This window comes from Nocardia sp. NPDC004582 (assembly GCF_053602115.1).
On sequence record NZ_JBSGCY010000041.1, the window covers coordinates 1 to 19,663 of the forward strand.

The 19,663-nt window shown below is 68.4% G+C and carries 20 protein-coding genes; 14 read left to right on the forward strand and 6 right to left on the reverse strand.

Annotation, left to right across the window (positions count from 1 at the left end):
* Positions 1-356, reverse strand: a 356-nt coding sequence (locus ACWELJ_RS14350) for a hypothetical protein (RefSeq protein ID WP_452366604.1), incomplete at its 3' end; no start/stop codon positions are given.
* 269 nt (positions 357-625) lie between these two features.
* Between ACWELJ_RS14350 and ACWELJ_RS14355 the strand changes: the two genes are divergently transcribed.
* The 5 genes from ACWELJ_RS14355 to ACWELJ_RS14375 all read left to right on the forward strand — a co-directional run bounded on the left by ACWELJ_RS14355 (position 626) and on the right by ACWELJ_RS14375 (position 5,648).
* Positions 626-1,783: a pyridoxal phosphate-dependent aminotransferase gene (locus ACWELJ_RS14355; RefSeq protein ID WP_452366605.1), complete on the forward strand. Its 1,158-nt coding sequence runs from the start codon at positions 626-628 to the stop codon at positions 1,781-1,783.
* 69 nt (positions 1,784-1,852) lie between these two features.
* Positions 1,853-2,458 (forward strand): TetR/AcrR family transcriptional regulator, encoded by a 606-nt coding sequence (locus ACWELJ_RS14360; RefSeq protein ID WP_357089689.1) that lies wholly within the window; start codon positions 1,853-1,855, stop codon positions 2,456-2,458.
* 32 nt (positions 2,459-2,490) lie between these two features.
* Positions 2,491-3,912, forward strand: coding sequence for an adenylosuccinate lyase (purB, locus tag ACWELJ_RS14365; protein WP_452366606.1), 1,422 nt, complete (start codon positions 2,491-2,493; stop codon positions 3,910-3,912).
* Positions 3,913-4,122: 210 nt separating this feature from the next.
* Positions 4,123-4,560 carry an HIT family protein gene (locus ACWELJ_RS14370; RefSeq protein WP_452366607.1) on the forward strand — a complete coding sequence of 146 codons (438 nt, stop codon included), beginning with the start codon at positions 4,123-4,125 and terminating at the stop codon, positions 4,558-4,560.
* A gap of 128 nt (positions 4,561-4,688) precedes the next feature.
* On the forward strand, positions 4,689-5,648 hold the full coding sequence (locus tag ACWELJ_RS14375) for an alpha/beta hydrolase (protein ID WP_452366608.1): 960 nt from the start codon (positions 4,689-4,691) through the stop codon (positions 5,646-5,648).
* Positions 5,649-5,713: 65 nt separating this feature from the next.
* Here ACWELJ_RS14375 and ACWELJ_RS14380 read toward each other — a convergent pair whose 3' ends face one another.
* Positions 5,714-5,929 (reverse strand): DUF397 domain-containing protein, encoded by a 216-nt coding sequence (locus tag ACWELJ_RS14380; protein WP_452366609.1) that lies wholly within the window; start codon positions 5,927-5,929, stop codon positions 5,714-5,716.
* Between the two features lie 124 nt (positions 5,930-6,053).
* On the opposite strand from ACWELJ_RS14380, the gene ACWELJ_RS14385 reads away from it, so the two are divergent.
* Entirely contained in the window at positions 6,054-6,263 is a 210-nt protein-coding gene (locus ACWELJ_RS14385; protein WP_452366610.1) for a hypothetical protein, read from the forward strand.
* Between the two features lie 35 nt (positions 6,264-6,298).
* A complete protein-coding gene (locus ACWELJ_RS14390) occupies positions 6,299-8,455 on the forward strand; it encodes a S9 family peptidase (protein ID WP_452366611.1) in 2,157 nt (718 codons plus the stop codon).
* Between the two features lie 34 nt (positions 8,456-8,489).
* Here ACWELJ_RS14390 and ACWELJ_RS14395 read toward each other — a convergent pair whose 3' ends face one another.
* On the reverse strand, positions 8,490-10,028 hold the full coding sequence (locus tag ACWELJ_RS14395) for a glutamate decarboxylase (RefSeq protein WP_452366612.1): 1,539 nt from the start codon (positions 10,026-10,028) through the stop codon (positions 8,490-8,492).
* A gap of 173 nt (positions 10,029-10,201) precedes the next feature.
* On the opposite strand from ACWELJ_RS14395, the gene ACWELJ_RS14400 reads away from it, so the two are divergent.
* From ACWELJ_RS14400 to ACWELJ_RS14410, 3 genes are read left to right on the forward strand one after another with little or no spacing between them, the layout of a single operon-like run.
* Positions 10,202-11,626, forward strand: a complete 1,425-nt coding sequence (locus tag ACWELJ_RS14400) for an APC family permease (RefSeq protein ID WP_452366613.1) — start codon at positions 10,202-10,204, stop codon at positions 11,624-11,626.
* Positions 11,623-12,093, forward strand: coding sequence for a hypothetical protein (locus ACWELJ_RS14405; protein WP_452366614.1), 471 nt, complete (start codon positions 11,623-11,625; stop codon positions 12,091-12,093). Before ACWELJ_RS14400 ends, ACWELJ_RS14405 begins: the two co-directional genes overlap by 4 nt.
* Before the next feature lie 16 nt (positions 12,094-12,109).
* Positions 12,110-13,492, forward strand: a complete 1,383-nt coding sequence (locus ACWELJ_RS14410; protein WP_452366615.1) for a M20/M25/M40 family metallo-hydrolase — start codon at positions 12,110-12,112, stop codon at positions 13,490-13,492.
* Between the two features lie 84 nt (positions 13,493-13,576).
* Here ACWELJ_RS14410 and ACWELJ_RS14415 read toward each other — a convergent pair whose 3' ends face one another.
* The gene (locus tag ACWELJ_RS14415; RefSeq protein WP_452366616.1) at positions 13,577-14,221 is read right to left on the reverse strand and encodes an MBL fold metallo-hydrolase; all 645 of its coding nucleotides are present in this window, start codon (positions 14,219-14,221) and stop codon (positions 13,577-13,579) included.
* Between the two features lie 200 nt (positions 14,222-14,421).
* Here ACWELJ_RS14415 and purS point away from each other — a divergent pair, with 200 nt between their 5' ends.
* Both purS and purQ read left to right on the forward strand, forming a co-directional pair.
* Positions 14,422-14,655, forward strand: coding sequence for a phosphoribosylformylglycinamidine synthase subunit PurS (gene purS, locus ACWELJ_RS14420; protein ID WP_357089657.1), 234 nt, complete (start codon positions 14,422-14,424; stop codon positions 14,653-14,655).
* Entirely contained in the window at positions 14,652-15,329 is a 678-nt protein-coding gene (purQ, locus tag ACWELJ_RS14425) for a phosphoribosylformylglycinamidine synthase subunit PurQ (RefSeq protein WP_452366617.1), read from the forward strand. Before purS ends, purQ begins: the two co-directional genes overlap by 4 nt.
* 22 nt (positions 15,330-15,351) lie before the next feature.
* On the opposite strand, the gene ACWELJ_RS14430 is transcribed toward purQ, so the two are convergent.
* Positions 15,352-16,425, reverse strand: a complete 1,074-nt coding sequence (locus tag ACWELJ_RS14430; RefSeq protein ID WP_452366618.1) for a substrate-binding domain-containing protein — start codon at positions 16,423-16,425, stop codon at positions 15,352-15,354.
* Between the two features lie 77 nt (positions 16,426-16,502).
* Here ACWELJ_RS14430 and ACWELJ_RS14435 point away from each other — a divergent pair, with 77 nt between their 5' ends.
* Complete coding sequence (locus tag ACWELJ_RS14435) at positions 16,503-16,910, forward strand: MarR family winged helix-turn-helix transcriptional regulator (protein WP_452366619.1); 408 nt, start codon at positions 16,503-16,505, stop codon at positions 16,908-16,910.
* A gap of 77 nt (positions 16,911-16,987) precedes the next feature.
* Entirely contained in the window at positions 16,988-18,307 is a 1,320-nt protein-coding gene (locus ACWELJ_RS14440) for a M18 family aminopeptidase (RefSeq protein ID WP_452366620.1), read from the forward strand.
* A gap of 64 nt (positions 18,308-18,371) precedes the next feature.
* Here the strand turns inward: ACWELJ_RS14440 and ACWELJ_RS14445 are convergent, their stop codons facing one another.
* The gene (locus ACWELJ_RS14445; RefSeq protein WP_452366621.1) at positions 18,372-19,631 is read right to left on the reverse strand and encodes a glycosyltransferase 87 family protein; all 1,260 of its coding nucleotides are present in this window, start codon (positions 19,629-19,631) and stop codon (positions 18,372-18,374) included.
* Between the last annotated feature and the right edge of the window lie 32 nt (positions 19,632-19,663).

Consider the following 19,663-nt stretch of genomic DNA (forward strand, 5'->3'; position numbering starts at 1 on the left):
ACGGCCTCGGCCCGGGACCGCGGCCGCCGCGACCACACCTCGATCGCTCGCGCCCGCACGATCGGCACGGATGCCCGCAGAGCCGCGATCACCTGCCCGAGCAGCCCGATCACCCACAGCCCGGCCCGCTGCGAAGCCTGTCGGACCGGCGACGGCCCTTCGACCTCCGGCAGCGACCGCAGGCCGGGTGTGTAGGTCTCGGTAGCCCGAAAGCGGCCGCGCTGCCGACGCGGATCGGTGTCCGCGTTCGGCGACTCGCCGCTGTCGGCATCGCCCGCGGGCCGCGAGTCGGTTGTGGCCGCGGTCTCCGGCAGCGTCGCCGGTGCCTCCGACTCCGTCGCCGATCCTCCCGGCACCGATACGGATCGGACCGGCGCCGTCTCGGATCCACGTGGCTGGGTTGCCTCGGCGCGCCGGAGCATGCGGAGCATCGCGGCCCCGGCCCGTAGCGGCCGACGGCCGCGGGGTGGCGTGGACTCGTCCGGCGCGGGTGAGGTGGGCTGGGGTGGGGTGGTGGTCCGGGTGTTCCCGGTGGTTGCTGGTCCCCCCTGCACAGCGGCCTCCTCAGGCATTCGCACGACCGTTCCCGGACAGCCGGGGGAGCGGGTGCTCTACCGTCTGTCGGGTGCGTATCGAATCTCGCCGGTCGACCATTCCACCTTTTTACGTGATGGACGTCTGGAAAGCAGCAGCTGAACGGGCTCGGACTCACGGAGACGTGCTGGTGCTGGCCGCGGGGCAGCCTTCCACGCCCGCTCCGGAGGCGGTTTTGCGGGCCACCAGACAGGCCATGGATTCCGAATTGCTGGGTTATACCGAGACATTCGGGATTCTGGAGTTGCGGGAGGCCATCGCCGAGCATCACCGGAGCACCTACGGGGTCGAGGTGGACGCGGATGATGTCGTGGTCACGACCGGGTCGTCGGGTGCGTTCACGCTGCTGTTCCTGGCCGCGTTCGACGCCGGGGACACCGTGGTGGTGGCGCGGCCGGGGTATCCGGCCTACCGGAACACGCTGACCGCGCTGGGCTGTGACGTGGTGGAGTTGGACTGCGGGCCGGAGACGCGGTTCCAGCCGACCGTGGCCATGCTGGAGGCGCTGCCGCAGCCGCCCGCGGGTTTGATCGTGGCCAGCCCGGCCAATCCGACCGGCACCATGATCGCGCCGGAGGAGCTGGCGGCGCTGGCCCGCTGGTGCGACGAGCACGGGACACTGCTCATCTCGGACGAGATCTATCACGGCATCGTCTACGACGACACCGAACCGACGTCCTCCGCGTGGGAGACCTCGCGCGAGTCGGTGGTCATCGGCTCGGTGTCCAAGTACTTCTCGATGACCGGTTGGCGACTGGGCTGGATGCTGGTGCCGCGGTCGCTGCGCCCGGCGCTGCAGCGGCTGGCCTCGAATATGACGGTGTGCCCGCCGGCTATTTCTCAGTTTGCCGCGGTGCACGCGTTCGGTCCGGAAGCCAAAGCCGAACTGGACGGTCATGTGAATCGCTATGCGGCAAATCGCCAGCTGCTGCTGCAGGGCCTGCCGAAGCTCGGCATCACCGACCTCGCCCCCGCCGACGGCGCGTTCTATGTTTACGCGGATATCGCGCACCTGACCGATGATTCGATGCGCTGGTGCACCGAAGTGCTCGACGCGACCGGCGTGGCGCTCGCCCCCGGCATCGACTTCGACACCCGCCACGGCCATCACACCGTTCGCTTCTCGTTCGCCGGAGCCGCCGCCGACATCGAAGCGGCACTGGACCGGTTGGAACGGTATTTGGCCTGATCTGCCAAGAGGATTGAGCGCGGTGGGCAAAATGAACACAGCGCCGCTGATGACTGGCACGATTGCACCGTGACCACTGCGACGACTCCGAAAGGCGAACGGCGTCGCCATGCACTGGTTTGTGCCGCCGCCGAGCTACTGCTCGAGGGTGGCTTCGAAGCGGTCCGGCACCGCTCGGTGGCGACCCGGGCGGATCTGCCGCTCGCGTCGACCACCTACTACTTCGAATCGCTGGAGGATCTGATCGCGCGGGCGGTCGAATTCTCCGGCACCGCCGAACTCGAGGCCATGCGCCGCCGGGTCGGCGAGGTGACGCATCGGCGCCGCGGCGCGGAGGCGACGGTCGAACTGGTGCTGGACCTGTTGGTGGGCCCCGAGATTCAGGACGAGGACGCGCGGGGCCAGTTGATCGCCCGCTACGAACGCTCCGTCGCCTCGGCCCGCCACCCCGAACTACGAGAGGTCCAGCTGCGACTACGCGCCCAGCTGGACGAGCTGCTGACCGATGTCCTGCGTCGGTCCGACCGGGTGGTTCGCCCGGAACAGACCCGCCGTCTGGTGGCGGTAGTCGATGGGGCGGTGGTGACCGCGCTCGGTGAGTTCGACCCTCAACCCCGCCGCATGGCGCGCGGGGCGCTCTTGGAGATCATCGACATCGTCGCCCCACCGGCTTAACCCGCAGCACACAGCCGGTAAACTGCGCAAACGTGAGTCTTGTGCCGAACGTCCTCGCCACCCGTTACGCCAGCCCTGAGCTGGTTCACCTCTGGTCGCCCGAGAACAAGATCGTGCTCGAGCGGCGGCTGTGGCTCGAGGTTCTCCGCGCGCAGGCCGAGCTGGGGATCGATGTTCCGGCCGGTGTCGTCGAGGACTACGAGCGGGTCATCGATCAGGTCGATCTGAAGTCCATCGCCGAGCGCGAGCGGGTCACGCGGCACGACGTGAAGGCCCGGATCGAGGAGTTCAACGCGCTCGCGGGCCATGAGCACGTGCACAAGGGCATGACCTCCCGCGACCTCACCGAGAATGTGGAGCAGCTGCAGATCCGGCTGTCGCTGCAGCACGTGTACGGCCACGGCGTGGCCATCGCGGCGCGGCTCGCCGAGCGCGCGGCCCAGTACCAGACCCTGGTGATGGCGGGACGCTCGCACAACGTGGCCGCGCAGGCCACCACCCTCGGCAAGCGATTCGCTTCCGCCGCAGACGAATTGCTCATCGCGCTGACCCGGCTGCGGGAGCTGATCGACCGCTACCCGTTGCGCGGCATCAAGGGCCCGATGGGCACCGCCCAGGACATGCTGGACCTGCTCGGCGGCGACCCGGCCAAGCTGGCGCAGCTGGAGCAGAAGGTGTCCCGGCACCTGGGCTTCGCGAACGTCTTCACCAGCGTCGGCCAGATCTACCCGCGCTCGCTGGACCACGACGTGATCTCCGCGCTGGTGCAGGTCGGCGCGGGCCCGTCCTCGTTCGCGCACACCATTCGCCTGATGGCGGGCCACGAGCTGGTCACCGAGGGCTTCCAGCCCGGCCAGGTCGGCTCCTCGGCCATGCCGCACAAGATGAACACCCGCTCCTGCGAGCGCGTCAACGGCCTGCAGGTGGTGCTGCGCGGTTACGGCTCGATGGCCGCCGAACTGGCGGGCGCGCAGTGGAACGAGGGCGACGTGTTCTGCTCGGTGGTGCGCCGGGTCGCGCTGCCGGACGCCTTCTTCGCCATCGACGGCATGATGGAGACCTTCCTGACCGTGCTGGCCGAGTTCGGCGCCTACCCGGCCGTGGTGGACCGCGAGCTCAACCGCTACCTGCCGTTCCTGGCCACCACCCGCATCCTGATGGCGGCGGTGCGCGCGGGCGTGGGCCGCGAGACCGCGCACGAGGTCATCAAGGAACACGCGGTGGCGGTGGCGCTGGCCATGCGCGAGCAGGGCCGCGAGCCCGATCTGCTGGACCGCCTGGCCGCCGACGACCGGATGCCGCTGGACCGGGCGGCCCTGGACGCGGCGCTGGCCGACCGCTCCGCCTTCATCGGCGCGGCCGAGGCGCAGACCGCCGAGGTGATCGCGCAGGTGCAGAAGCTGGTCGACGCCGACCCGGAGGCGGCCCGCTACACGCCGTCGCCGATCCTCTAGGGAGGCAACGACTCTCGAATCTCGCCCCCGGCTCCTGAACGGAGCCGGGGGCGAAGGAGTATGTGGTGAGTGTTGCGGATCGGTTCGCCTGGCGGTCGGTGGAGTCGCGGTGGCGGGCGGGCGGCGTGGGGTGCGGGATCGGTTCGCCCGGAAGCCGGTGGAGTCGCGGTGGCGGGCGGGCGGCGGGTGGTGCGGGCCTAAGCTGCGGGCATGAATCCTTATACGATCTTCGCCGATATCGTCGCCGGGCGGGCCCCGTCCTCGAAGGTGTACGAGGACGAGGATTGCCTGGCGTTCATGGACATTCGGCCGGTGACGCCGGGGCATGTGCTGGTGGTTCCCAAGGTCGCGGCGCGGAGTCTGGCGGAGCTGGATCCGGCCATGGGTGGCAAGCTGTTTCAGGTGGGGCAGCGGATCGCGGCGGGGCTGCGGGAGTCCGAGGTGGGCTGCGATGGCGTGAATTTCTTCCTGGCCGACGGGGTGACGGCGGGCCAGGAGGTGTTCCATGTGCATCTGCACGTGATTCCGCGCACTCCGGGCGATGGTTTCGGTTTGCGGGCGCGCCCGACTTCTCCGGCGCGGGCGGACCTGGATTATCTGGCGGGATCTATCAAGGGGGCACTGGCTCGAATCGCCGCGAATTCATAGCGGCCGTGCATTAGCATATCCGAACCGTCTGGTTTGCCAAGGACGCGCCAAAACCGCATTCCCCGACATCGCGCGAGTTTCTCGAGTTACGTTGGATTGCGATTGTGGTGGGCTGATGGAGGTGGGGAATGCGCAGGAGAGCCGTTGCCGCAGCTGTTTTGGCAATCGCTGCAGGTTTGCTGTATCCGGTGGCCGCGCCGCCGGCGATCGCCGGCGCCGCCCAGGTGGTCCGGGTCGACGAGCTGAGCGCCACCCGCTCGGCCCTGTTCGTCGACTCCGCGGCCATGGGTCGCACCATCCAGGTCCAGGTGCTGCATCCCGCCGGCGGCGGCGAACGTCCCACCTACTACCTGCTCGACGGCCTCGATCCCGGCGCCGCCCAGAGCACCTGGACCAATGCCACCGACGCGGAGCCGTTCTTCCAGGGCAAGAACGTGAACGTGGTGCTGCCCATGGGCGGCCAGGCCAGCTACTACACCGACTGGGTGTCCGACGATCCGCGTTTCGGCCGCTATCGGTGGGAAACCTTTCTGACGCAAGAACTTCCGCCCATCATCGACGGGTATTTCGCGGGGAACGGCGTGAACGCCATCGGCGGCCTGTCCATGGGCGGGATCGCGGCGTTCGTGCTGGCGGTGCGGCATCCGGAGATGTACCGGGCGGTGGCGGGTTACAGCGCCTGCCCGGACACCACCATCGCGCAGGGCGCCATGATGTTCTCGGTGGCCAATCGCGGCGGCAATCCGCTGAACATGTGGGGCGCGCCGGGCAATCCGGCCTGGGCTGACCACAATCCGGCGGTGCTGACCGAGGCGTTGCGCGGTAAGACCATCTTCCTGTCCACCGGCACCGGCCTGCCTGGGCCGCACGAGCTGGAGATCAAGCCGCAGCTGCCGGAGAACATCTTCTTCGGCGGTCCCATCGAATTCGGGGTGGACGCCTGTGTCACCGCGTTCGAACAGCGGTTGCGCTCGTTGAACATTCCGGCGCGCGTGGAGCATTCACCGGTGGGCACGCATTCGTGGTCGTACTGGCAGGACACGCTGCACAATTCCTGGCTGACCATCAGCGGGGCGATAGGGGCCTGAACATGTTCGCCACCCGGGCTCGAACGGCGTTGAGCCCGGCTCGATTCGAGCCGGGCTCGGCCGAATCAGGCTCCGGGCCGGTTGAATTCGCCGTCCTTGGCGCCAGCGACGAAGGCCTCCCACTCGCCGGGAGTGAAGATCAGCACCGGGCCGTCCGGGGTACGGGAGTCCCGTAATCCGATGTTTCCACTGGCCAGAAAGGCGATCTCGACGCCGTCGGCGCTGTCGTCTCCGCGCCGCCACACCGCGTCGGCTTCGATCACGCGGTTCTTCGCTTCCACTGCCGCCTCCCCTGTGCGCAGACCAGCAGGACTGGTCGGTGATGTAGATCGCACTCATCATGCCAGTGTTTGTGAAGGGTTCGGATCGGATATTCCATCTTCTGTCAGCGGAAGGAGGTATGTGGTGCGCACGCCATGGTCCCCGCAACGCGCCGCCCCGGTCTCCGACAGTTGTGCGGTGGTTCCCGAGCGGTTCACGGTGGAATTGGCCCACAGCATCCTGCGGATCCACCGAAGTTGCCCCACCGATCAATGCGCTCGCCGGAAGGCGGCCGTCTTCTACCTGTACGAGCAGCGCCTGACTGCCCTGCCGAGGCAGCGCCGCGCCCGTTGACCCCCACCGCGGGGGTTCCCCACTAAGTTGGTCCCATGGCTTTGGACAGTGGGAGCACGACGTCAGTCAGCGGCGCGGTGGTGGCGCCGATCGCCAAGCGGGTGCCGACGGAGCGCGTGCACCACGGGGACGTCGTCATCGAAGAGTACGAATGGCTGCGGGACAAGGAGAATCCCGAGGTCATCGCGTATCTGGAGGCGGAGAACGCCTACACCGAGGCGCAGACCGCGAAGCTGGGCCCGCTCCGGGAGCAGATCTTCGAGGAGATCAAGGGGCGGACCCAGGAGACCGACCTGTCGCTGCCCACCCGCATGGGCGACTACTGGTACTACTCGCGCACCTTCGAGGGCAAGCAGCACGGCGTGCACTGCCGCTGCCCGATCGCCGACCCGGACGACTGGACCCCGCCCAAGCTGGAGGCCGACGTCGAGATCCCGGGCGAGGAGATCGTGCTCGACTCCAATGAGCTGGCCGAGGGCCACGACTTCTTCGCGCTCGGCGCGTACTCGCTGAGCCACGCCGGCGACCTGCTCGCCTACTCGGCCGACACGCTCGGCAACGAGCGGTACACGCTGCGCATCAAGAACCTGCGCACCGGTGAACTGCTGGCCGACGAGATCCCGAACATCGCGCCGGGGGCGACCTGGTCGCTGGACGGGACCCACGTCTTCTATCAGACCCTCGACGACTCCTGGCGGCCCGACAGCGTGTGGCGGCACCGGCTGGGCACCGAGCAGTCCGCCGACGTCCGGGTCTTCCACGAGCCGGACGAGAGCTTCTGGGTCAGCATCGGCGCCACCCGCTCGGAGCGGTTCCTGGTCATCATGACCGGTTCCAAGATCACCACCGAGAACTGGATCCTGGAGGCGGACAACCCCGAGGGCGAGTTCCGGGTGCTCATCCCGCGCCGCGAGGGGGTGGAGTACTCGGCCGAGCACGCCGTCATCGGCGGGCAGGACAAGCTGCTCATCCTGCACAACGACGTGGTGGACGGCGTGAAGGCCGTCAACTTCGTGCTGGCCGAGGCCCCGCTGGCCGATCCGTCCGCCCTGAAGATCCTGATCCCGCACCGCGACGACGTGCGGCTCGAGGACATCGACGCGTTCGCCGACAAGCTGGTGCTGAGCTACCGCCGCGAGGCGCTGCCCCGGGTGGCGGTGTGGCCGCTGACCGCCGACGGCTACGGCGAGCTGAAGGACATCGACTTCGACCTGGCCCTGTTCTCGGCCGGGCTGAGCTCGAACCCGGAGTGGGAGCAGCCCATGCTGCGCATCGGGCTCACCTCGTTCATCACTCCGACCCAGGTGTTCGACTACGTGCCGGAGACCGGTGAGCTGCTGCTGCGCAAGGAGCAGGTGGTGCTCGGCGGCTACGACGCCGACGAGTATGTGCAGCAACGGGATTGGGCGGTCGCCGCGGACGGCACCCGGGTGCCGATCTCGCTGGTGATGCGGAAGGACGCGGTCGCCGAGCCGAAGCCGTTGCTGCTCTACGGTTACGGCTCCTACGAGGCCGCCATCGACCCGTACTTCTCGGTGGCGCGGCTGTCGCTGCTGGATCGCGGCATGGTGTTCGCGGTGGCGCACGTGCGCGGCGGCGGTGAGATGGGCCGGTTGTGGTACGAGCACGGCAAGACCCTCACCAAGAAGAACACCTTCACCGATTTCGTCTCCGTCGCACGGCATCTGGTGGATTCCGGGGTGACCGCGCCGGACCGCATGGTGGCCGACGGCGGCAGCGCGGGCGGCCTGCTCATGGGCGCGGTGGCCAATATCGCCCCCGAACTGTTCGCGGGCATCCTGTCCAACGTGCCGTTCGTGGACCCGCTGACCTCCATCCTGGACCCGTCCCTGCCGCTCACCGTCACCGAGTGGGACGAGTGGGGAAACCCGTTGGAGGACAAGGCGGTCTACGAGTACATGAAGTCCTACTCGCCGTACGAGAACGTCACGGCCCAGGACTACCCGGCGATTCTCGCCATCACCGGCCTCAACGACACCCGCGTGCTCTACGTCGAGCCCGCCAAGTGGGTGGCCAAGCTGCGCGCCACCAAGACCGGTGACTCGCAACTGCTGCTCAAGACCGAGATGAGCGCCGGCCACGGCGGTGTGAGCGGCCGCTACGAGAAGTGGAAGGAAGTCGCCTTCGAGTTCGCCTGGGTGCTCGACACCGCGGGGGCGGCGGACAACTAGTCACACTCGACGGCGGCCGAATCCTCGGCCGCCGTCACTTCTTTCGGGCCTTGGACTTGCTCGCCGCGGGCTTCTTCTTACCGGTGGCCGACTTGGCCTTACCCGCGGCGGGCTTGGCCTGCTTGGCGGTGGCCGGCCTGCCATCGGCCTTCGCGTGCCCCTCGAGCTCGGCCTTGATCGTCGCCTGGAGTTCGGCGGTCGGCACCGCCGCGTTGGCGTTGTGGGTGAAGCCGCCCGCGTCCTCGCGGGTGAGCGAGGTGGTCAGCGGGTGCTTGTCGAGCACCTTCATGCCGCGGGTCAGGTCGTCGAGCAGCAGATCGGCCATGTCGTGGGTGAATCCGTGCCGCAGCACGGCCCGCATGATGGTCTCGTCCCCGCGGTCGGCGGGCAGCGGGTAGGCCGCGATCAGCCAGCCGCGGGTGCGCAGCCGGTCGGACAGGTCGTAGAGGCTGAGCTTCGAGGTCGCGGACACCTTCCAGGAGACCGCGGTGATGCCGTGCCGGGGATCGGAGTCGTGGATGAGCTCGAACGGCCCGGCCGCGGTGAGCCCCTCGGCCAGATGCTGTCCGGCGCTGTAGATCGCGGTCTGCACATTGCGGTAGCCGGTGCGGCCCAGCCGGATGAAGTCGTAGTACTGGGTGACGGCCTGCCCGCCGGGCCGGGAGAAGTTCAGGTTGAAGGTGGGCATATCGCCGCCGAGATAGTCGACGTTGAAGATGAGTTCCTCGGGTAGATCCGCCTTGGTGCGCCAGATGGCCCAGCCCGCGCCCAGCGGGGCGAGGCCGGTCTTGTGGCCGGAGGCGTTGATGGACTTGACCCGGGGGAGCCGGAAGTCCCAGCGGATCTCGGGCGCGCAGAAGGGGGCGAGGAAGCCGCCGCTGGCCGCGTCGACGTGGATCGGGATGTCGAGTCCGGTCCGGTCCTGGAGTTCGTCGAGGGCCCGGCTGATGCCCTCGACGTCCTCGAACAGGCCGGTGAAGGTCTGGCCGAAGGTCGGCACCACCATGATGGTGTTCTCGTCGCAGTACGCGGCGATGTCGTCGGGGTGCATGGTGTAGCGGTCGCCGCGCAACGGAATCTGGCGGATCTCCACGTCGAAGTAGCGGGCGAACTTCTCCCAGCACACCTGCACCGGTCCGCACACGAAGTTGGGGATGCCGCGCCCGCCGCGCTTGCGCCAGCGGAACTTCGCGGCCAGCCCGCCCAGCATGGCGGCCTCGCTGGAGCCGGTGGTGGAGGTGCCGAGCGTGCCCAGGGCGTCGGGGGAGTTCCACAGGTCGGCGAGCATGTGCACGCAGCGCTGCTCGAGCTCGGCGGTCTGCGGGTACTCGTCCTTGTCGACGATGTTCTTGTCGAGGCACTCGTTCATCAGCCGCCGCGCCTCGTCGTCGACCCAGGTGGTGCAGAAGGTGGCCAGATTCATCCGGGAGACGCCGTCGAGCAGCAGTTCGTCGTGCACGATCTGGTAGGCGACCTGCGGGAAGATCTCGTGTTCGGGAAAGCCGCCGTGCGGTGCGGCGCGCTTGAAACCGGGCATCGCGAAGACGTCGTCGGGTTCCAGAATGCCGGTCATGAGGCTCCGATCTCGCGCGCGCCACGGTTTGCCACATCGATGGTAGCCAGATCGTCTCATCGAAACTGGTTCTGCAAGCTACCGTTTCGTAATCGAGAGATAGTTGCTGAACGGTTACTATTCAGCCTTGTGACGGGGAACGGGTTCGGTGTTCTGCCTGGAAAGGACCAGCGATGACCGGCACGGTGACCAAGGCGGCTACGGCCACCAAGTACATGTCGTGGGTGACCTTGGCGCTCATGACGACCAGTTCGGTGGCCAGTCTCCGCGCCGCGCCCACCATGGCGGTCTACGGTTTGGCCTGCGTGTTCCTCTATCTGTTGCCCGCGCTGCTGTTCCTGCTGCCGACCGCGTTCGTGGCCGCCGAGCTGGCGTCCGGATGGACCGGCGGCGTGTACAAGTGGGTGGGGGAGGGGCTCTCGCAACCGCTGGGGTTCCTGGCGGTGTGGTGTCAGTTCGCCATGACGATCTTCTACTATCCGAGCCTACTGGCTTATGTGGCAAGCACTTTCGCGTACATCATCGATCCGTCGCTGGCCTCCAACGGGTTGTATGTGGCCATCGTCATCGTCACCATCTACTGGGTGGCGGTGTTCGTGTCCTCGCAGGGCACCAAAACCGTTGCGGGACTGTCGAGTATGGGGCTGATCATCGGCACCCTGATCCCGGGCGCGCTGCTGGTGGTGCTCGGGTTCGTGTTCCTCGGACAGGGCAATCCGTCCGCCGCCCCGATGGACGCCCACCATCTTTTCCCGGCCTGGACCGGCCTGGCCAGCCTGGTGCTCATCGTCAACAACTTCCTGTCCTACGCGGGCATGGAGATGAACGCCGTGCACGTGTCCTCGCTGAAGGATCCGGGCAAGGAATACCCGAAGGCGATGGCGCTGGCGGTCGGCCTGGTGCTGACCATCTTCATCGTGCCCGCCGTGGTGATCAGCTGGGTGGTGCCGTCGAAGAACCTGAGCCTCACCGCCGGTGTCATGCAGGCCTTCGACGGGTTCTTCAACCACTTCGACATCGGCTTCCTGACCCCGATCCTGGGCATCATGCTGGTGGCGGCGGCGTTGGGCGGCATGCTCACCTGGCTGGCCGGGCCGTCCAAGGGGCTGCTGCTGATCGGGCGCAAGGAAGGCTATCTGCCGCCCGTCCTGACCCGGGTGAACAAACACGGCGTGCAACAGAACATGCTGGTCGCCCAGGGCATCGTGACCACCCTGCTGGCGCTGCTGTACGCGTTCATCCCCGATGTCTCGAGCGCCTACTGGATCCTGTCGGTGATCACCACGCAGGTGTACCTGATCATGTACGTGCTCATGTTCGTGGCCGCGATCCGCCTGCGCCGCAACCAGCCCGACCATCCGCGCGGCTACCGGGCCCCCGCCCTGATCGCCCTGTGCGGCCTGGGCACCGCGGCCTCCATCGCCGCCTTCCTGATCGGATTCGTGCCGCCCTCGCAGTACGGCAGCGGCAACGCCCTGAGCTACGTGCTGCTCATCGGCGGCGGTATGGGTGTGGTCGGACTGCTCATCCCGTACCTGTTCCTTCGATTCCGCAAGCCCGGCTGGAAGACCGAGGTTCCGCAGGAGGCGCTGGCATGACCGAAGAACTGGGCGGCTTCGAGGGCGCGCCGGAGCGGACGCGCCGATTGGTGTACATCGCGGTCGCGGCGGTGCTGGTGGCCGTCGCGGTCGCCGGGGTCATCATGTTCCAGCAGACCCGGACCCGCGACGACGACGCCATGTCCAAGGCCCGCGAACTGAGTTCGCGGCTGGAGGCGGCCGGGCTGGCCGCCCCGGACCCGACGACCATCGCCGATTCGCTCGGCAAGGACGGCGGCCTGGTGTGCCAGGACCCGTCGTCCCCGTTGATCAAGGCCCGCTATCGGGCGTCCATCAGCAATGGCGCGGCCGGACCGGGAAGCCGTCCGGTCATCGCCGACGACGAGGTGCTGAAGGCGACCGCGCTGGCCATCACCACCTATTGCCCCGATCGGCTCGCCGCCTACCTGAAGAGCGTCGGCGACCTGAAGACTGGTGACACGGTCGATTCCGACGACCACCACTGACCACGGGAGGATGCCAATGACCAGTACCGTTGCAACCGAGGACGATTCGACCACGGCGGCCCTGCGCGCGGCCGTCAAGGAACTCATGCCGCGGGCGAAAGACGACCTCGCCCAGCTCGTCTCGTTCACATCGGTGTACGACGCCCGGCAGTTCCCGATCGAGGAATGCGAGAAGACCGCCCGATGGGTGGCCGACGCCTTCAAGACCGAGGGCCTCACCGAGGTGGGGCTGCACCAGACCCCCGACGGCAGCCACGCGGTGGTGGCCCGCAGCCAGGCCCCGGCGGGCGCGCCGACCATCATGCTGTACTGCCACTACGACGTGCAGCCGCCGCTCGACGACGCCGCCTGGAACACCCCCGTCTGGCAGCTCACCGAGAAGGACGGCCGCTGGTACGGGCGCGGCGCGGCCGACTGCAAGGGCAATATCGTCATGCACCTGACCGCGCTGCGGGCGCTGCGCAAGGTGTACGGCGACGACTTCCCGGTCGGGCTGGTACTGGTCTCGGAGGGCTCCGAGGAACAGGGCACCGGCGGCCTGGAGGAGTTCGTGCCCGGCAATGCCGACCTGTTGCGCGCCGACACCCTGCTGATCTGCGACTGCGGCAATTTCGCGGTCGGCGTCCCCACCTTCACCCAGACCCTGCGCGGCAATGTCAATGTGGTCGTCACTGTCGAAACCCTCTCCGGCCCCATGCATTCCGGCATGTTCGGCGGTCCCGCCCCCGACGCGCTCGCGGCCATGATCCACCTGCTGGGCACGCTGCGCGACGCGGAGGGCAACACCACCGTGGACGGCCTGCGCAACGACCAGGTGTGGGAGGGTCACGACTACCCGGAGGCCCAATTCCGGTCCGACGCCGGCGTTCTCGACGGCGTCGACCTGGTGGGCGATGGCACGGTGGCCGACATGCTGTGGGCGCGACCGGCGCTGACCGTGCTCGGCATGGACGTCCCGGCCGTGGTCGGTTCCTCGGCCGCCATCCAGCCCAGGACCCGGGCCCGGCTGAACCTGCGCATCCCGCCGGGCACCAAGCCGGACGAGGCGCTGAAGGCGCTGACCGCGCACCTGAAGTCGCACGCGCCCTGGCACGCCACGGTGACCGTCGAGACCGAGGCCACCGGCTCGCCGTTCGTCGGCAGCACCGACGGCCCGGCGCGCCAGGCCATGGCCTCGGCCCTGGAGGCCGCCTACGGCCGGCCCGCGACCACCGAGGGGCAGGGCGGCTCGATCCCGCTGTGCAATGTCTTCGCCGACACCTATCCGCAGGCCGAGATCATGCTCATGGGCGTCGAGGAACCCAAGTGCCTGATCCACGCGCCCAACGAGAGCGTCGATCCGACGGAGATCGAGAACATGGCCCTCGCCGAGGCGCTCTTCCTGGCGTCCTATCGTTAGCGCGGGTTGAATCCGCCTCCGCCACAGTGGTTTCCATGAACTCGCGCCGCCGGGCGGTGGCCGCTCCCGCCCGGCGGTGCGGAATCAGAATTCGGCGTTGTCCTCGGGTTCCACGACCCGGAATTCGGTATTGGCCGGACCCATTTCGGCCAGCCGACCGAAATAGATGCCCTGCGCCGCGGGCTCGATGATCCCGTAGTGGATGGGGAAGGCGATGCGGGGATTTACCGCCCGCAGGTAATCCACGGCCTCGCTGATACGCATCCACGGCGCGACGGCGGGAATGGCGAGAACGCCGACCGGTGTCGGCGGAACCCACAGGGAATCACCCGGGTGGACGAGTTGGGACGGATCTTCCGCGGTCCCGAGTTGGAAGACAGTGTTGTCTATTACCGGGATCTCGGGATGGATGACCGCGTGCCGGCCACCGCCGCCGGTAATTTGGACGTCACCGACTTTCAGTACATTTCCGGCATGGACCGCCTCCCAGGGCTCACCCCGCTGCAGCGCGGTCTGCGGGTCCGACAGCAGCCGGGCCTGCGGATTCGCCTCGATCAGGGCCCCGATCCGGTTCGGGTCGATGTGATCGGGGTGCTGATGGGTGACCGCGATCGCGTCCAATCCGGTGATGCCCTCGAATCCGTGCGAGAAATTGCCCGGATCGAATAGGATCTTCGCGCCGTTCAGTTCCACCAGAATGCAGGAATGTCCGAAATGGGCTATGCGCATGAGACAACGGTAGCCCCGCCCCGGGCCGGCACGCGTTGTCAGTGGCCCCGGGCCACGGCGGGCCCCGCTGTGGCCCAGGCCACGGACGGTCGGCCCCGGCGCGGCCCGCGTCGTCCCCGCCAACTACGCTGATCAGCGATACCCCCCGCTCGGCCTGGCATGAATGGACCGAGCCCGCCCCACCAGCTGAGGAGCAACGCGTGGCACGTGTCGTGGTCGAGGTGATGCCGAAGGCCGAGATCCTGGATCCGCAGGGACAGGCCATTGTCGGAGCGCTGGGGCGTCTCGGGCACCCCGGGATCTCGGATGTGCGGCAGGGCAAGCGATTCGAGCTGGATGTCGCCGACGATGTCAGCGACGCCGACCTCGAGCAGATCGCCGAAACGCTGCTGGCCAACGTCGTGATCGAGGACTGGAAGGTCGTCCGGCTGTGAGCGCCCGCATCGGTGTCATCACCTTCCCGGGCACGCTCGACGACGTCGACGCCGCCCGGGCGGTGAAACTGGCCGGTTCCGAGCCCGTTTCGCTGTGGCACGCCGATGCCGACCTCAAGCAGGTCGACGCGGTGGTGGTCCCCGGCGGCTTCTCCTACGGCGACTACCTGCGCGCCGGCGCCATCGCCTCCATGGCCCCGGTCATGGGCGAGGTCATCAAGGCCGCCGAGCAGGGCATGCCGATCCTGGGCATCTGCAACGGCTTCCAGATCCTATGCGAGGCGGGCCTGCTGCCGGGCGCGCTGACCCGCAACGAGGGCCTGCACTTCGTCTGCCGCGACCAGTGGCTTACCGTCGAGCAGACCGACACCGCCTGGACCACCCGCTATGAGCCGGGCGCCCAGATCCTCATCCCCGTCAAGAACGCCGAGGGCCGCTACCAGGCCTCCGCCGAGGTGCTCGACGAGCTCGAGGGCGAGGGCCGCGTGGTCTTCCGCTACGCGGGCGGCAACCCCAACGGGTCGCAGCGCGACATCGCGGGCATCACCTCCGCGAGCCGCCGCATCGTCGGCCTGATGCCGCATCCGGAGCACGCCACCGAGCCGCTCACCGGCCCCAGCGACGACGGCCTGGGCCTGTTCCTGTCGGTGCTGGACAGCCTGGTCTCCGCGTAAGCACGCGAGAACGAACGAATAATCAGATTCCGTCGAGGATCTCGAAGTCGATGCCGCCCGCCCTGGCCAGCCAGGTCGGGCGGATCGCTTGCCGGCCCTCGAATCCGAGCTCGCCCCACGGGGTTTCGATGATCGGACGGTCCGCGATCGCGGCCTGGATCCGCCGCACATCCACGGATCCGGCCAGTTCCGCCATGCCGTGCAAGGTGTGGATGGCCTCGTAGCTGGTATTGCTGAAGTTCGTCAGGGAGGGCGCGAAGCCCCCGTGTAGTCGGTGATACCGGTCCTGACGCTCCCGGTCGTGTGGCCCGTTCACGAAGAAGCCCGACGGTACGAACAGATTGTGGTTCGCGCCGCCGCCCGCGGCCAGCAGCACGTTCTCGTCCACCGCCGGGCTCACCCGGACCTGCTGCGCCGAACGCCCGGTCCGGGTGAACTGCACATTGAAGCGGGCCACATCCGCGCCCACCAGCAGCACGATGACACCGTCGGCCAGATCCAGCCGCGGATCCTCGAGGAAGCCGCGGAAGTCATGGGTGTTCATGGGCACGAACACCTCCAGCGGGATTCGCTCCGGATCGCGCAGCGTGGCCCGCACCGCCTGCGCGGTGCGCCGCGGCCACACGTAGTCGTTGCCGATGATCGCCCAGCGCCGGGCATCGAATCCGCGGTGCAGCCAGTCCAGGGCGGGCAGGATCTGATGCTGGGGATCCGCGCCGATCAGGAACAGCCCGTCCGGGGCCGACGCCGAGTCCAGGCCCTCGTGATCGGTGGCGAACAGATACGGCACCCGCCCGGCGGTCACCCGCTCCACCGCGCGGCGCACCGCCGAGGTGTGCCATCCCGTGACAGCGTGCACCATGCCGGTGGCCAGCAGCGCCGACACCTCGGCGGCGATCACGCGCGGGTCCCGGCCACCGTCTATGTGGGTGACCCGCAATTCTCTTCCCAGAATTCCGGTACCGGAGTTGATTTCTTCCAACGCCAGAGAAATGGCCGCCTCACAGGACGGTCCGAAGATACCGCCGGGACCCTGCTGCGGAACTATGTTGATGATCTCGAAGGTGTTCTCAGGATTCCCGCGGAACGGGGACATCGGTTACCCTTCCCACGTTCAAGCGGTTTTTCTGACGGGCGGGAAATATGGCGACAATTCTAGGTGGATTTTCCACCTTGCATGGAGCCCTCCGAGCGGCCGAGCGGAGTTGGCTTCGTCAGCTGGACGCCGCGCTGTGCGCGCGGCGGCTCACCGCCGACCAGTGGTGCATGCTCACCAACCTCTCCGCCGACATCGGCATCACCATGAGTGAACTGGCGTCACGGGCCCAGCTGGCCCCGTCCTCGGCCACCCGGCACGCCGACCACCTCGCCGAGCGCGGACTCATCTTCCGGGTCGCCGCGGCCGACGACCGCCGCCGCATCCTCATCGGATTGAGCCGCCGCGGCGAGGAACTCGTCGCCGAGGTGCGCGCCGAGGAAGCCCGCGCCGAAGCCGAGATGCGCCGCGGCCTCGGCAGCGACGACTACCTCGAACTGGTCCGCCTGCTCGGCCGCGTCGCCGAGGCCCCGCTGCCGGACTAGGCACACGACCAGGGGTTTCAGGGGACGCCCCGGCAGTCCGGGAGCTGGTTCGAGTGGGGCATGCCTAGGATCTGGGCATGCCTGTTGCCGAGACCACCGCGACCGCCGCCGGCCTGTGTGAATTCATCGATGCCTCTCCGTCGCCGTTCCACGTCTGCCGCACTGTCGCAGCCGAACTCGACGACCTCGGCTTCACCCGGCTCTCCGAATCGGAGCCCTGGCCCTCCAGCAGCGCGGGCCGCTACTACGTGGTGCGCGGCGGCTCCCTGGTCGCCTGGGCCGACGGCGGACCCGGCACGCCCACCGGCTTCCGGGCCGGGCAGGCCACCCCCTTCCGCGTGGTCGGCGCGCACACCGACAGTCCCAACCTCCGTGTCAAACAGCATCCGGACCTGGCCGTCGCGGGCTGGCAGCTGGTCGGGCTGGAACCCTACGGCGGGGCCTGGCTCAACTCCTGGCTCGACCGCGACCTCGGCGTCTCCGGACGGCTCTCGGTGCGCGATGGAAATCTGGTGCGGGAGCGGCTGATTCGCATCGACGAACCGCTGCTGCGGGTGCCGCAACTGGCCATCCACCTCTCCGACGACCGGCGCGGGGTCCAGCTGGACCCGCAGCGGCACGTGAACGCGGTGTGGGGGATCGGCGGGGAACCGCGATCGTTCCTGGCGTTCATCGCCGAGCGGGCCGGCGTCGAGGCGGACGCGGTACTCGGCTGGGAATTGATGACCCATGATCTGGTGCCGTCCAAGCTGATCGGCCGCGACCTGGACCTGGTGAGCGCGCCCCGGCTCGACAACCAGGGCACCTGCTACGCCGGCCTGCGCGCCTTCCTGGCCGCGATCGCCGAACCCGGCGCGGCCGTGCCGGTGCTGGCCATGTTCGACCACGAGGAGGTCGGCAGCCAATCCGACCGCGGCGCGCAATCCGAGCTGCTGCCCACGGTGCTCGAACGCATCGTGCTCACCCGTGGCGGCGGCCGCGCCGAATACCTGGCGGCGCTGGCCGGTTCGATCTGCGCGTCCGGCGACATGGCGCACGCGACCCACCCCAACTACCCGGACCGGCACGAGCCCATGCATCGCATCGAGGTGAACGGCGGACCGGTGCTCAAGGTCAACCAGAACCTGCGCTACGCCACCGACGCCACCGGCGCGGGCGCCTTCGCCCTCGCCTGCGCGCAGGCGGATGTGCCGTTGCAGCGCTACGTGCACCGGGCCGACCTGCCGTGCGGCTCCACCATCGGGCCGATGACCGCGGCCCGCACCGGCATGCCCACCGTGGACGTCGGCGCGGCCCAGCTGGCCATGCACTCGGCGCGGGAAATGATGGGCGCGGCCGACGTCGCGGCCTACGCGGCGGCGCTCGCGGCGTTCCTGACGCCGGAAGCCGTGCGCTGAGCCGCGTTCGGAACGACGAAGGGCCGCCCGCACGGATCGTGCGGGCGGCCCTTCGCTTCGGGGTCTAGGCGTTCGACAGTTCGGCCTCGGCCGCCGCGGTCTTCGGGTGATACGTCAGTGCGGCCACCACGAACACGACGAGGGTGAACAGCACATAGCTGTTGCCCACGATCTGCTGCCACCAGTTCCAGGTGAGCTCGCGGTCATGATCGTGCGGGAGCAGCCACATCGGGCCGATCGCGAACATCACCACGGCCGCGCCCACCGCGCCCAGGAACCACGGATTGCGGCGGCCGCGGGCGATCGCGTCGGCGGCCACGATCAGGGCGGGCGCGATCCACACCCAGTGATGCGACCAGGAGACCGGCGACACCAGCAGTACAGCCGCGGCGTTCACCATCAGCGCGGCCACATTCGAGCCCGCGTCCAGCAGCCGCTTCATCCACAGCGCGGCCAGGGCCACCGCGGCCACCGACAGCACCAGCCAGATCAGCGTGGACATCGAGGTCGAATAGCCGAGCCGGAACACGAAACCCTTGATCGACTGATTGCCCGCGTACCAGGGCGGGCCGATGCGGCCGGTATCGGCCAGCGTGTGGAACCAGTACTCCGGCGAATCGTGCGGGAACAGCACGAAACCGACCGCGACCGCGCCGATGGCGGACACGATGAGCGTGATCGCGCCCTTCCAGTCCTTGCGCAGCAGGAAGTAGAGGAGATAGCCGCCGGGGGTCAGCTTCACCGACACCGCGATGCCGATCAGCATGCCGCGCGGCCAGAAGGTCTTGCGCGCCAGGCAGTCCAGCGCCACCGCGGCCATCAACACCAGGTTGATCTGGCCGAACCCGTAGGTCTGGCGAATCGGTTCCAGCAGCTGCAGCAGCGCGACCGCGCCGATCACGATGGCCAGGCGGGTCTGCCAGGCCAGGGTCGGCCGGATCCGGTCCAGCACCACCCACAGCGTCACACCCAGCGAGGCGATCGACACCGCGAGCACCGCCCACTCCGCGATCGCCAGCGGCATCAGGGCCAGCGGCGCGAAGAACAGCGCGGCCAGCGGGGGATAGGTGAACGGCAGACCGAGTCCGAACACCGGCGGCATCGGCCCGTACAGGTCCTTGCCGTCCAGCCAGGCCCGGGCCCCATTGCGGTAGACCTGCAGGTCGATGTATCCGTGCCAGAGCTTGGCCTGATAGCTGATGAAAGCGGACACCGCGAACAGTGCGACCGCGACCAGGAGCAGCTCTCCCTGCCGTCGAGTCAGCCCCGCAGGCGTGGTCACGGGTTGTTCGGTCGGATCCGCGACCCCGGATCGATCGTTCACCGCCACAGAGTAGCGGGTCCGGCTTCCCGCCT